This is a genomic window from Pelagerythrobacter rhizovicinus, assembly GCF_004135625.1.
GTDB lineage: Bacteria > Pseudomonadota > Alphaproteobacteria > Sphingomonadales > Sphingomonadaceae > Pelagerythrobacter > Pelagerythrobacter rhizovicinus.
Window position 1 is genome coordinate 330,564 of the sequence record NZ_SDPV01000001.1, and the last position, 17,371, is coordinate 347,934.

Here is a 17,371-nt window from a genome sequence, read left to right on the forward strand (position 1 = left end):
GGAGCGCTGTGTGGGTGAAGTGATTTTTTGGGGGCAAATGTGAGCAAGAATGGAACTGTCGTCGCCGTAACGGGCACTGTTTGGGCGGTCGCGGCGGATGGTTCCATGCGCGAGCTGTCGCCGGGCGACGAGCTGCTCGCCGGCGAGACGCTGATCCTTGCCGCCGGCGCGACGATTACCATCAGCTACGGCACCGGGCCGGACGCCGAAGTGATGACCTTCGAGGGCCCCGAAGGCGAAGGCTTCAGCGTCGTTGCTGCCGGCCAGGACGAAGCCGTCGTCGCGTCGCCGGAACTCGTCCGCATCATCGACGAGGAACTCCTGCGCGAAGCGAACCAGGAGACGGACGCTGATCGGCCCGACCGCGTCGGCGATGGCCACCGCTTCGTGGAGCTCGTCCGCATCGATCAGAACCTCGAAGCCGACGGGATCACGCCTCTGAACCTCGCGCGGGTCGAGGAACGGATTCCCCCGATGACGGTCGACTGGGGCGATCCGGAGCAACAGCGGGTCGAGTGGCCGTACGGCACCGGCCGGGACGACGACCAGGCGATCAACCGGGTGCCCGAACCTGCGCCCGACGTTCGCGTCATTGCGGAAGACGAGATCGCCACGGGCAACGTGCTCGACAACGATTTCGATAACGAGAACAACACGCTCACCGTCACGCAGTTCGAGATCGGCGGCGAGATTCACGCGGCCGGCGATACGGTGACCATCCCCGGCGTCGGCACGATCCTGATCGAGGCCGACGGCAGCTACACCTTCACCCCCGTCGCCGACTGGAACGGCGTCGTGCCCACCGTCACCTATACGGCCGACGACGGCCGCGGCGGCGTCGCCACCAGCACGCTCGACATCACGGTCGAGCCGGCGGTCGACGTCGAGGCCGACGAGATCGCGACCCACGCGGGCGATCCGGTCACCACCGATGTGCTCGCCAACGACAGCTTCGCGAACGACGATGCCGAAGTGACCGGCGTCACCCAGGGTGAACACGGAACCGTCGTGATCAATCCGGACGGGACAGTCACCTATACGCCCGTTGACGGTTACGTCGGCCCCGACAGCTACACTTACACCGTCACCAGCGGCGGCAAGACCGAGACCACGACGGTGACCGTCGAGGTCACCAACGCAGTGCCCGTGGCAACACCCGAAGTGGAGACGACGCCCGAAGACTCGCCGCTCAGCGGCAACGTGCTTGCGAACGAGAGCGATGCCGATGGTGATCCGCTGACGGTGACGCAGTACGAGGTCGGCGGCCGAACCTACGCCCCGGGCGAGATAGCCGTGCTCGCCGGGATCGGCTCGCTCGTGTTGAATGCCGACGGCAGTTACACGTTCACGCCGGTTGCCGATTGGAACGGCACAGTGCCGACGATCACCTACACCGTAACCGACGGCAACGACGGGGGCACGGTCAGCAGCACGCTCGGCATTACGGTGACACCGGTCGAGGACATCGCGTCGGACACGATCACGACCCACGCGGGCGATCCCGTCACCACCGATGTGCTCGGCAATGACAGTTTCGAGAACGGCGACGCCGAAGTAACCGCCGTCACCCAGGGTGAACACGGCACCGTCGTGATCAATCCCGATGGGACGGTCACCTATACGCCGGCCGAGGGTTATGTCGGCCCTGACAGTTACACTTACACCGTCACCAGTGGCGGCAAGACCGAGACCACGACCGTCACGGTCGAGGTCACCAACACGGCGCCCGACCCTGCTCCGGAGAGGGAGACGACGCCGGAGGACACTCCGGTCAGCGGCAACCTGCTGGAAAACGACAGCGATGCCGACGGCGATCCGCTCACCGTCATCGGGTTCGAGGTCGACGGCCGAGTCTATTCGGCCGGAGAGACGGCCGCGATCCCGGGCACCGGCACGCTGACCATTGGCGCCGATGGCGATTACACCTTCACGCCGGACGCGAACTGGAACGGGACCGTCCCGACCGTCACCTATACGGTAAGTGACGGTAACGACGGCGGAATCGGCACCAGCACGCTTGATATCACCGTCACGCCGGTGAACGACGCGCCCACGGCCGACATCCTTCCGCCGCGAGCGGATGCGGACGCCGATGTGATCGCGGGCATCGACGTGAGCCCTGCCTTCTCCGACGTGGAGGGCGACACGCTGACCTACGCGGCCACGGGTCTGCCGGCCGGTCTGACGTTGGATCCCGTGACGGGCATTATCAGCGGGACGATCGACAACTCTGCCAGTCAGACCGGCACTGCCGGCAATCCGGCGGGCATCTATACCGTTGTCGTGACCGCTGATGATGGCAATGGCGGTACCGTCTCGCAGAGCTTCGAGTGGACGGTCGCGAACCCGGCGCCCGGTGCGACTGATGACAGCGGCACCACTGACGAGGACACAACGCTTGCGGTCGATGCTGCAAGCGGTGTGCTGGGCAACGACAGCGATCCCGATGGCGATGCGCTGACGGTGGGCGCGGTGAACGGCAACGCGGCTAATGTCGGTGCAGTCATTGCCGGCAGCAGCGGCGGGGCGTTCACGCTGAACCCGGACGGCAGCTACAGCTTCGATCCGAACGGCGAGTTCGATGATCTTGCCGTGGGTGAGACGCGGACGACCAGCATCAGCTACACCGTCAGCGACGGCGAGGGTGGGACCGATACGGCAACGCTCGAGATCACGGTCACCGGCACCAATGATGGTCCGGTGGCAGTGGGGACACTTCCCGACCAAGCGAACGAGGATGCGGACGGCGTCACGACAGTGGACGTCACCGCTGCCTTTGCGGATGTCGATGCAAGCGACACGCTGACCTACACCGCCACGGGGCTGCCGGCGGGTCTAACGCTCGACCCCGCCACAGGGATCATCAGCGGGACGATCGACAACTCGGCAAGCCAGACCGGCACTGCCGGTAATCCGGCGGGCACCTACACCGTCGTGGTGACGGCTACCGACGGCAGCGGCGCCTCGGTGACGCAGAGCTTCGAGTGGACGGTTGCGAACCCGGCGCCGGATGCCCTGAACGATGCCGATACGACCGACGAAGACACAGCGCTTACGGTGGATGCTGCGGGCGGCGTGCTGGGCAACGACAGCGATCCCGATGGCGACGCGCTGACGGTCGGCGCGGTGAACGGCGATGCAGTCAACGTCGGCGCAGTGATTGCGGGCAGCAGCGGCGGGGCGTTCACGCTGAACCCCGACGGCAGCTATGGCTTCGATCCGAACGGCGAGTTCGATGATCTTGCCGTGGGTGAGACGCGAACGACCAGCATCACCTACACCGTCAGCGACGGCGAGGGCGGCACAGATACCGCAACGCTCGAGATCACGGTGACGGGCACCAACGATGGTCCGGTTGCCGTGGGGACGCTGCCGGACCAGGCGAACGAGGATGCGGACGGTGTCACGACGGTGGACGTCATCTCGGCCTTTGCGGATGTCGATGCGAGCGACACGCTGACCTACACCGCGACCGGTCTGCCTGCGGGTCTAACGCTCGACCCCGCCACAGGGATCATCAGCGGGACGATAGACAACTCGGCGAGCCAGACCGGAACGCCGGGCAATCCGGCCGGAACCTACACGGTTGTCGTGACGGCTGATGACGGCCACGGCGGCACCGTCTCGCAGAGCTTCACGTGGACGGTCGCCAACCCCGTGCCGAGCGCGACCGACGATAGCGGCGCGACCGACGAGGACACAGCGCTTGCGGTCGATGCTGCGGGCGGCGTGCTGGGCAACGACAGCGATCCCGATGGCGATGCGCTGACGGTCGGCGCCGTCAATGGCGATGCGGCCAATGTCGGTGCAGTCATTGCCGGCAGCAGCGGTGGTGCCTTCACGCTCAACCCTGATGGCAGCTACGGCTTCGATCCGAACGGCGAGTTCGATGACCTTGCCGTCGGTGAGACGCGGACGACCAGTATCACCTACACCGTAAGCGACGGCGAGGGCGGGACCGACACCGCAACGCTCGAGATCACGGTCACCGGCACCAATGACGGGCCGGTTGCGGTGGGGACGCTGCCGGATCAGGCGAACGAGGATGCGGACGGCGTCACGACGGTGGACGTCACCGCTGCCTTCGCCGATGTCGATGCGAGCGACACGCTGACCTACACGGCCACGGGTCTGCCGGCGGGTCTGACGCTCGACCCTGTGACGGGCATTATCAGCGGGACGATCGACAACTCGGCAAGCCAGACCGGCACTCCGGGCAATCCGGCGGGCACCTACACCGTCGTCGTGACGGCTGATGACGGCAATGGTGGAACCGTTTCGCAGAGCTTCGAGTGGACGGTTGCGAACCCCGTGCCGAGCGCGACCGACGATAGCGGCGCGACCGACGAGGACACAGCGCTTGCGGTCGATGCTGCGGGCGGCGTGCTGGGCAACGACAGCGACCCCGATGGCGATGCGCTGACGGTCGGCGCGGTGAACGGCGACGCGGCTAATGTCGGCGCAGTCATTGCCGGCAGCAGCGGTGGCACGTTTACGCTGAATCCGGACGGCAGCTACGGCTTCGATCCGAACGGCGAGTTCGATGACCTTGCCGTCGGTGAGACGCGGACGACCAGCATCACCTACACGGTAAGCGACGGTGAGGGCGGGACGGATACGGCAACGCTCGAGATTACGGTGACAGGCACCAATGATGGGCCGGTGGCCGTTGGCGCGCTGCCCGATCAGGCTAACGAGGATGCAGAGGGCGTCGCCACCATCGACGTCACCTCCGCCTTTGCCGATGTCGACGCGAGCGATACGCTGACCTACACGGCCACGGGTCTGCCGGCGGGTCTGACGCTCGACCCTGTGACGGGCATTATCAGCGGGACGATCGACAACTCGGCAAGCCAGACCGGCACTGCCGGTAATCCGGCGGGCACCTACACCGTCGTGGTGACGGCTACCGACGGCAGCGGCGCCTCGGTGACGCAGAGCTTCGAGTGGACGGTTGCGAACCCGGCGCCGGATGCCGCCAACGACACCGATACGACCGACGAAGATACAGTGCTCGCAGTCGACGCTGCGGGCGGCGTGCTGGGCAACGACAGCGATCCCGATGGCGACGCACTGACGGTCGACGCGGTCAACGGCGATACGGCCAATGTCGGCGCAGTCATTGCCGGCAGCAGCGGGGGCACGTTCACGCTCAGTCCCGACGGCAGCTACGGCTTCGATCCGAACGGCGAGTTCGACGATCTTGCCGTCGGCGAGACGCGGACGACCAGCATCAGCTATACCGTCAGTGACGGCGAGGGCGGGTCCGATACGGCGACGCTCGAGATTACCGTGACCGGTACCAATGATGGTCCGGTCGCGGTGGGGACGCTTCCCAACCAGGCGAACGACGATGCGGACGGCGTCACGACGGTGGACGTCACCGCGGCGTTCGCCGATGTGGATGCGAGCGATACGCTCAGCTACACCGCCACGGGTCTGCCGGCGGGTCTGACGCTCGACCCTCTGACGGGCATCATCAGTGGGACGATCGACAACTCGGCGAGCCAGACTGGCACTGCCGGTAATCCGGCCGGCACCTACACCGTCGTCGTGACCGCCACGGACGGCAGCGGCGCTTCGGTGACGCAGAGCTTCGACTGGACCGTCACCAACCCGGCGCCCGAAGCCGCGCCCGACCACGGCACCGTGGTGGAGGACGGAGCGGATCTGGTCGTCTCGGCCGCCGATGGCGTGATCGGCAGCGGTTCCGCGCCTGCGGGCGCCGACACCGATCCGGACGCCGACAGCCTGGCGGTCACCCATGTGATCACCGGAACCGCCGACGACCTCGGCGACTTCGCGGCAGGCGCGACGCCCGGCGTTCCGATCACCGGCGCCTACGGCACGCTCACGCTCAATGCCGACGGCAGCTACACGTACGTGCTCGACAACGACAATCCGGTCGTGAACGGGCTGAACGCCTCGAGCCCACCGCTTGCCGACGTCTTCAGCTATGCCATCTCCGACGGAGAAGGCGGCACCTCGTTCACCACGCTGACCATCACGATCAACGGCAATGATGACGGCGCGCCCTCGATCACCCCTGCCGATACGAACGGCGCCGAAGCGGGCGAGGCCACCGTCTACGAGGCCGGGCTGACGAGCGACGGACCGGCCGGCCAGAGCGCCGCGGCAACGGGCACCATCGCGATTTCCGCGGGCAATGGCCTCGCCAGCGTCACCATCGCGGGCCTGACGCTGACGCTCGCCGAGTTGGAGGCCATCACGGCCGGCACTCCGGTCGAGATCGACACGCCGCAGGGCAAGCTGACTCTCACTGGCTACACTTCGTCTAGCGAAGTCGGCGGGGTCTCCACCGGCGGCAGCCTGAACTACACCTATACGCTGGAAGACACGGTCACCAATCCCGACGCCGCATCGGGCAGCAGCATCGAGAACATCGCGCTCGCGGTCGAGGACGTCGCGGGCGGAACCAGCAGTTCCACTCTCGGCGTCACGATCATCGACGATGCGCCCACGATCGAGAGCGTCGAGGCCGCTACCGTGGACGAAGCCAATCTGGCTGACGGGACCGACCCGAACGCCGGCGCGCAGACCCAGTCCGGCTCGCTCGAGATCCGCACCGGTGCGGACAGCGGCACGGTGACCACCGTCTTCGACGGCGCCCAGACGGCCCCGGCCGGCCTGACCTCGAACGGCGTCGCCGTGGTCTACACCGTGAGCGCCGACGGTCTCACGCTGACCGCGACCGCCGGGCCCGGCGGCCCCGTCGTCTTCACGGTGACCTTGACCGATCCCGGCACGCCTTCGCTCGGGTACGATTTCACGCTGACGGGACCGCTCGATCACGGCGGCTCGGACATCGACCTCTCCTTCGGCTTCACCGTCACCGACGCGGACGGCGACAGCGACGCGGGCAGCTTCCAGGTGTCCGTCGTCGATGATGGACCGGTGGCGGTGAACGACCCCGGCGTGACGCTGGACGAGGGCGGCGCTGTCGTCGTCGCGAACCTGCTGGGCAACGACCGGGCGGGTGCCGATGGCGACACCAAGGTGGTTTCGATCACTTACACGAACGAGGCCGGCGACAGCGTCGCGGCGGCCGTGCCCGCGAGCGGCGTGACGGTCGACACGCGCTACGGCTCGCTGACTGTCCATCAGGACGGCACCTGGAGCTACACCAGCGACGCGACCGAGAACAATCCCGCGGGCGTGAGCGAGAGCTTCGGCTACACGATCGAGGACGGCGACGGATCGACGTCCACGGCGGTTCAGCCCATCACCGTGACCGACACCGATCCTTCGGCGGGCCCGGTGGGGCTCACGCTCGACGAGCAGGACATTCCGGGCGCGGGCAGCGCAGGCTCGCCCACGAATTCGGTGACCGAGGATCTGGCGATCGTCAGAGGGCCGGATGCGATCAGCGACGTAGTGTTCGACGGCGCCACGGTCAGCGGGCTCGAGGCGCAGAACCTCACCTCGGGCGGAACGGCGCTGGTCTATACCGTAAGCGCCGACGGGCACACGCTGACGGCCACGGCCGGTGCGGGCGGCGCCCCCGTGTTCACCCTGGTGCTCAACAACCCGAACGACGCGGCGGGGACGAGCCAGAGCGTCACCCTGACGCTGACCGGCAAGCTCGATCACGCAGCGGCGGGCGGCGAGAACGGCCTGTCTATCCCGGTCGACTATACCGTGCACGATACCGATTCCAGCGCTCCGGCAAGTCTCGACCTGACGATAGTGGACGACGTGCCGACGGCCGCGGCCGACGCCGGTGTCAGCACCGTCGAGGGTGGGAACACGGTGGCAGGTACGTCGCTGCTCGCCAACGACGTGCAGAGCGCCGACGGCGCGCGGGTGAACCAGATCCAGTACACCAACGAGGCAGGCGAACTGACCACCGCGACGGTGGCGGCGGGCCCGGCGGGCAGCACTTTCGATACGATCCATGGCAGCCTGACCGTCCACCAGGACGGAACCTGGAGCTACACCAGCGATCCCGCGGTGAGCGCCGGCGCCTCGGTCGACCACCCGCAACCGGGCAACGACCTCTCGATAGACGATGTCTTCAACTACAACCTGATCGATGGTGACGGGGACGTCAGCGGTTGGGCGAGCCAGACGGTGACGGTCGACGATACGGCGCCTTCCATCGGCACGCCGGACACCACCGCGGTCAACGAGGCGAACCTGCCGAGCGGCAGCGATCCCGACGCCGCAGGGCTCACGCAGACCGGCTCGCTCGACGTGACCAAGGGGGCGGACGGCATCGATGTCACCTTCGATGCGGTTCAAAGCGCGCTGATCGATCTCGGCCTGTCCTCGGGAGGCGCGGATCTGGTCTACTCGGTCAGCGCCGATGGTCACACGCTGACCGCGACCGCCGGAGCGGGCGGACCGGTGGTGTTCACCGCCACCATTACCGATCCGGCTTCGGCCAGCGCCGGCTACACCTTCGACCTGTCGCGTCCGCTGGATCATACCGGAGGGGGCGAGATCGAGCTTCCGATCGGCTTCGGCGTGGTGGACGGCGACGGCGACGTGGATGATGCGAACTTCATCATCATCACCATTACCGACGATCAACCCGCAACCGCGCGCTCGTTCACTCTCGATGAGGACAGCAGTGGCATCACGTTCAATACGAGCGCGGATGCCACGGACCAGAACACGGTCGCGAGCGATCCGGCGAACGGCACTGCGACGGTCAATCCCGACGGCACGGTGACCTATGTGCCCGATGCCAATTTCAGCGGGACCGATACGTTCGACTATTCGACCACGGCCGATGACGGGACTACCGTCGTCACCACGGTGACGGTGACGGTGAATCCGGTTTCCGACGCTCCGCAGGTGCCGGTCGACGCCGGCGCGGTGCTGACCAACGAGGACGAGCCGGTCGCGCTCGGCCTCAACGCCCCGGTCGTCACCGACGCGACCGACCAGAACGGCGCCGGCGCGGGCGACAATCCGGAACTGCTCGGGGCGATCACCCTGAGCGGCCTGCCGGCCGGCGCGGTGCTGCTCGATGGGGCGGGGCACGTCCTGCTGATATCGGACGGCAGCGACATCACCATCCAGCTTTCCGATGGGTCGCACATTTCGGGTCTCACGTCGAACCTGACGCTGAGCAGCGCCGACTACGAAGCTCTGCAGGTGCTCCCGCCGCCCGAAAGCCATGCGAACTTCACGGTCAACGTTGGCGTGACCAGCTACGAAGTCGGTGATGACGGCACGCCGATCCCCGGCGTGCCCGGTGCGGCTTCCTCGACCGACGTCACGGTCAACGTGCAGGCTGTGACCGATCCGGTCGAGCTCTCGCTGGTCGACGGCGGCGATGCCGATACCCTGGCGAGCGATCATACGTTCGCTGAGGATACCAGCTTCGACCTCGCGGATCTCCTGTCGGTCAATTTCCCCAGCACCGACGGCAACGCCGGCGCGGATACGGACGGCTCCGAAGTCCGCTGGTTCGAGATCTCGGGCCTGCCGGTCGGCACCATGGTCAACGGCGTCGAGGTCACGGCGGCGAACCCGGTGGTCACGGTCGCGGCGCCGGGCCTGAGCACCTCTCCGACCGGCCTGCCGCCGATGACGATCACCCCGCCGCAGGACTTCAGCGGCGACGTGACGATCACGGTGACGCTCAACGCGCAGGACCGGGATGCGGATGGCGTCGGGGCCGGTCCGACGACCGGCGTCGTCGAGCAGGCGTCGGTCACGCTCGACCTGCATGTCACGCCGGTCGGGGGCGATGTGACCGCGTCGGACGTCTCGATGCCCGAGGACACGGCCGCGGCCTTCCTCTCCGGCATCGAGGTCACCGACCAGGGCGGGAATGGTACCGAAATCATCACCGAGGTGCAGTTCGAGGTGCCTGCGGGCTGGACCGTCGCCGACACCGGCGGCGGCGCCGGCTATACGGCGGGTCAGTCCGGCACGACCTACACCATCACGTTCGATGCGAGTCTGACCGAAGCGGAGCGCGAGGCGGTGCTGGACGGCTTCACGATCGCGGCACCCGCGCACAGCAGCGCGGACCAGACGATCGACGTCGCGGTGACCACGGCCGACACGGTCAGCATCGAGGGCAGCGACGTCACCCAGACGACCACGACCACCTTGCCGATCGAGGTCACCGTCACGCCGGTGGCCGAGGCGGTGGGCAGCGATAGCGATGGCGACGGGACCGCCGACGCCACGATGACGCCGGGCCACGCCTACACGACCGTGGGCGCGGAAGATGCCTGGTTCACTCTCGGCACCGAGGGCGGCTTCAACCTCGAAGCAGGCTGGAGCGATCAGGACGCGGACGAACAGGTCTTTGCCCGGCTGACGCCCGAGTTGATCGCCGGGGACGGCGGCTCCAGCAGCGCAATCGGTTCGCAGTTCCGCTACATGGACGGCGAAGGCGATTGGGTCACCGTCACCTATGCCGGCTCTCCGGTCGACATTCCTGTCGAGTATCTCGACACGCTCGAGTTCAAGGCGCCGGAGAACCTGTCCGGAGCGTTCGAGATCGGCGTCGAAACGCTGACCGTCGATACCGACCCCGACACCGGTGCGCGGGTCGAGACTGTCTCGGGCTCGGCCGCTCTGTCGAACCTGGTGATCGAGCCGGTGGCCGATGAGGTCACCATGGCCCTGAACGCGCGCGCGACAGGTATCGAGGACACGGCCATTCCGCTGGATGTCAGACCGACGAGTTCGGACCCCTCCGAAACCTTCACGGTGACGATCTCCAACATCCCGCCGGGCGCTCAGCTCTTCTATGACGGCGTGCTGCAGACGCCGGTTGGCGGCAGCGTGACGCTGACGGACTTCGACTCCAGCAAGGCGCTGGCCATCCAGCCGCCGCCCAACAGCAACGAGGACTTCACGCTGGGCGTGTCCGCCGTCTCGATAGACGGAACCGATATGTCCGCCGCCACTAGCCTGAACGTGAACGTCTCGGTTCGCGGGGTGGCGGACGAGGCGACCGTCACGCCGGTGGACATGACCTACAGCGAGGCGACGCTCGACAGCGGCGCCGACCAGGTGATGCTGAGCGAACTGGTATCTGCCAGCCTAACCGACACCGACGGCTCGGAAGTGCTGACGATGCGCGTCACGGGCCTGCCCGAAGGCTTCTCGCTCAGCGCGGGCACGATGCTGGTCGGCGGCACGGGCGCGGAACGCGTCTGGGTGCTGACGCAGGAGCAGTTCGCGACCGCGACCGTATCGACCCCTGCGAACTACAGCGGCACGCAGGCGTTCACCGTCACCCCTGTGACGACGGAGAACGACGGCGACTCGCGGACGGGCAGCCCTCAGACGGTCGAGATCACGGTCACTCCCTCGGCCGAGGCCGGGGTCACGACCAGCGCCGTGCTGACAGAGGATGTCGTGACGCCGCTCGGCCTCGGCATCGTCCACCAGAACGGCGATGCCGACGAGACTCTCACGACCGTGTGGATCTCGGTCGATGATGCCGACAGTGCGAACTTCACGCTCTACCTCGGCGGAACGCCGCTGTCCGCCGCTGGGCTGACCACCGAGACGATCGACGGGCAGAGCTACTACGTCCTGACCGGCGCGCAGATCGGGGAACTCGGAGCGAAGGGCGCGGCCAATCTCGACGGGTCGCTCGGCTCGTTCGACTTCAAATACGAGATCACCGACGACAGCTACGGCTCGACGCCAGCCGGCGCGAGCGGCACGGCGGTGCAGGACGGCATCTTCGACCTTAGCGCCACTCCGGTCACCGACGCGGTCGACGTGTCGATCACCGCCATCGCGGGATCGGCTGGCGTCACCACCGTCTCCGACGACGTGTCGGGCGACGATGCGTCGCCCGACTCTGCGACACTCAATGCCGGCGACATGGTCACGGTGACCCTGAACGTCGCCAAGGTTCCCGATGCCGGCAGCGCTACCGGAACGGCCGACACCGACGGCAGCGAGAAGGTGATCCGCGTCGTGATCGAAGGCGTGCCGGACGGCGTTTCCGTCCAGGGCGCCGAATATAGCGGTGGGGGCACCTGGCTGCTGATCTACGACGACGCGGCGGCTCTGCCGATCAACAGCGCGGGCGGCATCGATCTGCCGGTCGTGTTCGACGTCAGCGGGTTCGCCGGCGATCTCCAGGACGTGCCGATCAGCATGCAGGTCCAGACGCAGGACCGGGGCGAACTCAACGCAGGGACGGCCGTCGTGTCCGACACCGTCACCTGGCATCTCACCACCGAGTTCACCGGCGGCGACGGCGCGATCCCCGCGCAGATCGACCAGTGGGCGTACAACGGCGCGCACGCCAGCGAGGACACCGAGTTCTCGCTGTCGGACGTCATCGACGCGCAAGTGACGATTCGGGATGCGACGGTGGACAACACCTTCACGGTCAGCCTGACCGACATTCCGCCCGGCACCGTGATCGACGGCATGACTTCGACGATCGTCAACGGAGTCGAGGTCTGGACCGCCTCGGTGACGGTGCCGCCGGGCGGCGATGCCGACGCGGCATTGGCCGGTCTTCTCGACAGCATCGGGATCACCGCGCCTGAAAACAGCAATGCGAACAACGCCCCGGGCGCGTTCCACCTCGATGCGCGGCTGACTGTCTCGGTCGCGGGCGGCGACAACGAGAGCGCCGACATCGACGACATGACCGTGCCGGTGGATCCGATAACCGACCCCGGCGAAATCACCATCTCACCCGAAGCGATCGACGAGGGCACCGCGTCCATTCCGGTGACCATCACCGTCTCGAACGATGCCGACGGCGCGTTCGGCACAATCATCGACGGCACGGTCTACGTGAAAGTGGACGCTGCCGGCAGCACGAACGGGCTGGAAAACGGCACGCTCACCCACAACGGCGCGCCGCTGACGACCGAGGTGGTGGACGGCGAGACCTACTACGTCATCACCGGGGTTACCCCGGGCGCGCCGATCGACCTCGTCTATACGCCGGACAACAGCACCGCAGGCGAGGTTTCATTCAGCGCGCTGGTGCGGACGCAGGAGAGCGGCTCGGCGCTCGTGCAGACGGGCACCGCCACCAGCACCGGCCAGGTCATCATGATCAATAACGGCGTGACGGTAGGCACCGGGCCCTCGTCGGGCGACGAATCGAGCCAGGTTCAGATCACCAACTTGGTGGTCTCGCTCGTCGATGACGATGGATCGGAGACGATCAATTCCGTCCTGCTGTCGAACCTGCCGAACGGCTTCCTCGTCTATGTCGGCGATTCCGCTGCGACGGCGACTCTGGCGAGCAATGCCGGCGGCACCAACACCTGGGTCATCTCCAACCCCGATGGTTCGCTTCCGCCCTATGTGGCTATCGTGCCGCCCGAGAACTGGAGCGGAACGCTCGACAACCTCTCGATCACGGTCGAGAGCGGAGAGACCGTCTTCGACGAGGGGCTCATCCAGAACTTCGATCTGGGCCCCGTTACGATCAACCCGGTGGCGCAGGGCGTCGATCTCACGGCAACCAACACCTTCGGCCCCGAGAACCAGATCATCCCGCTCAATCTCAACGCCTCCATGGCCGACGCGGCCGATGCATCGGTTCCGGGCGCGGTCGATGCCTCTCGCGAGACGACGACGCTGAAGCTGACGGGCCTGGGCGAGTTCGCCTCGTTCTACATCGGGGCGGATCAGAAGATCGACGGCGTGAGCTACGATCCCGCGACCGACACCTACACCCTGACCGGCTTATCCCAGGCGGATCTCGATCAGCTCGGGTTCCTCCAGGCGCGTGACGCGCTGACGGATCAGAATGCCGTCGCTTCAGGCGTCCAGATCCGGGTGGAGGCGTTCACGGTCGACGGGGAAAGTACATCGGCATCCGACACCGTCGACCTGACGGTGAATTCCTATGCCCAGCTCGGGACGAACGGCGACGACTCGCTTCTGTGGACCGGCAGCACGATCAACGCGGGCGCCGGCACGGACACCGTCCGCCTCCGGGGCGGCGAGAGCCTCTCGGGTACCGAGCTCGACACGCAGCTGGCGAACGTCGAGGCGCTGGATCTGCACGGCAATGCCATCACCAGCCTCTCGGCGGCCGATGTCCTCGGGATCGCCGGCGGCAGCGATCCGATCCTCAAACTGCTGGGCGATGCGGACGATTCGGTGGTGCTGGGGGAAGGCTGGACATCTGCCGGATCGCAGCAAATCGATGGGATCGAGTATGCCATTTTTACCTCGACCGTCGGCTCGACACAGGTGGAACTGCAGGTCCAAAGCTCGATATCGGTCGACTGACCGACCACCCGGTGGTTCCAAGCCGCTCCCTGCCATCCCAGTTTCATCTGGTAAGCAGGAAGCGCTGCTGAATGCTCGCGGATTTATGCCCCGTCATGGGCGCGCTCGGGGCTGGGCAGTTCGGTGATCGGGCTCGACTGCGCCATGGCCCCGATAAAATTAACCTCTGCCGATAGGCGAAAAGCGGCCGCTGCCGAGAACGAGCACGCCACTGGGAAGGTCAAGCGGCAGATCGTCCGCGATTGCCTGATCGGCGCAAACGGGCGAAGGTCGACGGCTAGGTGCTGAAGTGGATGGCTTTCCCGGCATCTGGCTACACCTTGCGCGGCGGGGTGCCGAGCGCCGAGCGGAGCGCGTGTGTGGCCGCCCTGATCGCTGCGCTGGCGACAGCGCCTGCGCCGAGTGGCCGAGATGCGCTGCCGCAGGCGGCGTGAAGGCAAGTGCCGGTGGCGCCCCGCGCCACCGGCATTGCCCGCGCCAAGCAACGGAGGATGCCATGAACGACACCGATGACCGCGCCCGCACAAAACCGGGTGCGGGCGAGCCTCGAATATCAGAGGATGCATGAGAGCACGTGCACGCGGCCGCCACGCGTGAAGACGCACGCAAGCAGCTGATCCGCGCACTGGAATCGGGAACGGCAGGAGCAGCCGGCGAGCAGCCGCGTCATCCTCACGCACACCAACAACGGTGCGAACCAGGATGCGTATCGCCGGTGAGCTCGGGCAGGAGGCAACCCTGCAAGTGACCCGCGGCATACGAACGTTCGCGGCCGGCGACCGGATCATGTTCCTCCGCACGAGCGTAGTCTCGGGGTGAAGAACGGTTCGCTCGGCAAGGTGCGCAGCGTCGATGCCGGCCGCATGCGGGTCATGCTCGATGACGGGCGAAGCGTCGCGTTCGATCACAAGGATTATCGCGATATCGATCACGGTTACGCAGCCACCATCCACAAGGCACAAGGCATGACCATCGACCGGGTGCATGTGCTGGCGACGCCCGGGCTCGCGCAGGCGCTGGGGCCCATGCTGGGACGGGAGCGGGGGCTGGGCTTTGAAACGCAGGAGAAGTAGGGGCTGCGAATCAGTAAAACCGCTCTACCTTCGGACAAAGCTGCACCGCGTAAGATCTATACGGCTACCATCAGCGCGGACAGTTCTTAGCAGCACCTGTACCCAGATGCGGTAGTCTTCGCTATGAAGTGCCGGGACGTCCACTGCCCAGAACAGCCGCCGCCGAGCCATCGAGAAACGGAAGAATGCCGTTCCGGACAAAGCGTGCAAGCTCCGCATCGTCGTCGACATTGACGCTGAAGCGACCCTCGGAAAGGATCAGGGCGAAGCCGTATGTCAGCGCCACATATCCCACGGCGACCCCGTGCTGAGAGGCATTGCATACGGGCGCAGAGGGATCGGTTTGGATTCCATAAATGAAGCGGACGATCTCACTGAATGATCGATCAGACGTTTCCACATACTTGACGGCTGTCTGGTGAGCTTGACGTCGCAACATCAGGCGCATGAGCTGTCTGTTCTGCAAGCAGAACCGGATGAAATCGGTTGCGGACGCGACAAGCAGCTCCTGCTTGCTTCCCTCGTTGGACCAGATGGAGATCGCGCGGGCAATCGCCTGATCCAGTGACGACGAAGCGATCAGGAGGAAAAGCTCGTCTAAATTCTGGTAGTGGTTGTAGAAATTTGCTGGTGCGACACCGACTTCTCTTGTGAGTCTGCGAACAGTCACATCTTCCAAGTCTTCGGATGCGAGAATTCGCTCAGCGGCCTTGCGCAAATCGCCAGCGACGTTCCCCCTATGATATGCGCGGGAAGGAGGTATTGGCTGCTCGGAATCTGATGAGTCGGTCATTTCTATTGGTCCTGACGATCCTTGAGTCGCAATAGTATCCTGTATGGGAGAATTGGTCAAAATAGTCCTGATACGCAAATAATAACCCTTGTTCTGCTGGAGGCATCTCACGCGGGGGCAAGTGTTACTGTCGCTCGTCACCGAAACAGACGGGCGGGACCTTTCCTTGGCGGGCAGGGCGGGTTGGCCTCCTCCGCGTGCAATACGCACAGCGCTCATCTTGGGTGGCCCCGCCATAGTGCTTGAAGCCCTTTATAGTGGTTAAGCGCCGATTAGTAAAATTACGTCGGAACTAGGTTAGCTTAGGCAACTAACTCATAAACATTGTAAAATACCCCTGTTTCCGAAAAAAGGGGCTAGACATCGCGTCTAAACGCTGTTCATATCGCATTTGCTGAGTCAGCACAGGGGCAGTGCGTATCAGGCAAAACAGGGTCGGAATCTCATATTGCATCTCTAAATGATGCGGATTTCCGCAGATGATACTTCTGCGCCGTCGATCTATTCGGCGGCGAAGGATGTCGTTCGCCCTCCCGCCTTGCGCTGCCGAGTTTTGAGAGGAGACGCAGTGATGGGTTTTTCGGTAGAAGGATTGAAGCGGCGCGGCGGAGCGTCTCGTGTAGCCGGGCGGCGCGCCCAGCTATTCTCTACGAGAGCGCCGATGCTGCGCGGAATTGCGATCGCTGCGGTGCTGCTGGGCGCCGCGCAGTCGGCGGCCCAGTCGCAGTCGGCCGCACCCGCGCCGGCGGCGCAGAACGTCGACGCCTTCCGCCAGCAGGCAGACCAGCTTGCGGTTCGGCGCTGCGCCAATCTGTTTTCGGCGATCGGCCAGACCGCCACCGCCGGATCCACTTACGCCGTGCAGGTGCACGCGAGCCGTGACAACCCGGACGCCCATGCGGTGCAGGGCGTCGCCGGAATCAACTATGACACGCCTGAAATCCGCGGGCAGGCGGCCGGTGTCGTGCTGGCGGCGCCCGTCGGAAACGCCTGTGAAGGGCAAATGGTGCGCGTCGCGCCGTTCCAGGAGCCCTGCCCTCGGATAATCAGCCTTCTTCCTGCCGGCAGCACCGAAGCCGCAAGGCTCGCCGGTGTTCCGCTTTACAATCTCGGCGGCAATCAGGGGCAGGCCCTGTTGGTGACGAGTGGAAATTCCTGCGTTGTTGTGACGGTCGCGCAAATGGCGGCGACTCAAGAGTAGTCACGGGGCCGGCGAAGGCACGCCGGTCTCGATAATTCGGTTCTGATGGTTGAGTGGCGCGCGCCGGGCGCGGGCCAGTGGTTT

The 17,371-nt window shown here is 65.8% G+C and carries 3 protein-coding genes and 1 pseudogene; 3 read left to right on the forward strand and 1 reads right to left on the reverse strand.

Annotated elements, in window-relative coordinates:
• The first annotated feature begins 105 nt into the window (after window positions 1–105).
• Together ETX26_RS01740 and ETX26_RS14415 are read left to right on the forward strand one after the other, a co-directional pair.
• Window positions 106–14,220: an Ig-like domain-containing protein gene (locus ETX26_RS01740; RefSeq protein WP_129522988.1), complete on the forward strand. Its 14,115-nt coding sequence runs from the start codon at window positions 106–108 to the stop codon at window positions 14,218–14,220.
• 574 nt (window positions 14,221–14,794) lie between these two features.
• Window positions 14,795–15,227 (forward strand): annotated as a pseudogene (locus ETX26_RS14415) (Ti-type conjugative transfer relaxase TraA); the annotation flags it as partial.
• 187 nt (window positions 15,228–15,414) lie between these two features.
• On the opposite strand, the gene ETX26_RS01750 reads toward ETX26_RS14415, so the two are convergent.
• Window positions 15,415–16,086, reverse strand: a complete 672-nt coding sequence (locus ETX26_RS01750) for a TetR/AcrR family transcriptional regulator (protein WP_165271676.1) — start codon at window positions 16,084–16,086, stop codon at window positions 15,415–15,417.
• A 661-nt stretch (window positions 16,087–16,747) separates the two neighbouring features.
• Between ETX26_RS01750 and ETX26_RS01755 the strand changes: the two genes are divergently transcribed.
• A complete protein-coding gene (locus ETX26_RS01755) occupies window positions 16,748–17,287 on the forward strand; it encodes a hypothetical protein (protein WP_129522991.1) in 540 nt (179 codons plus the stop codon).
• Window positions 17,288–17,371 lie beyond the last annotated feature (84 nt).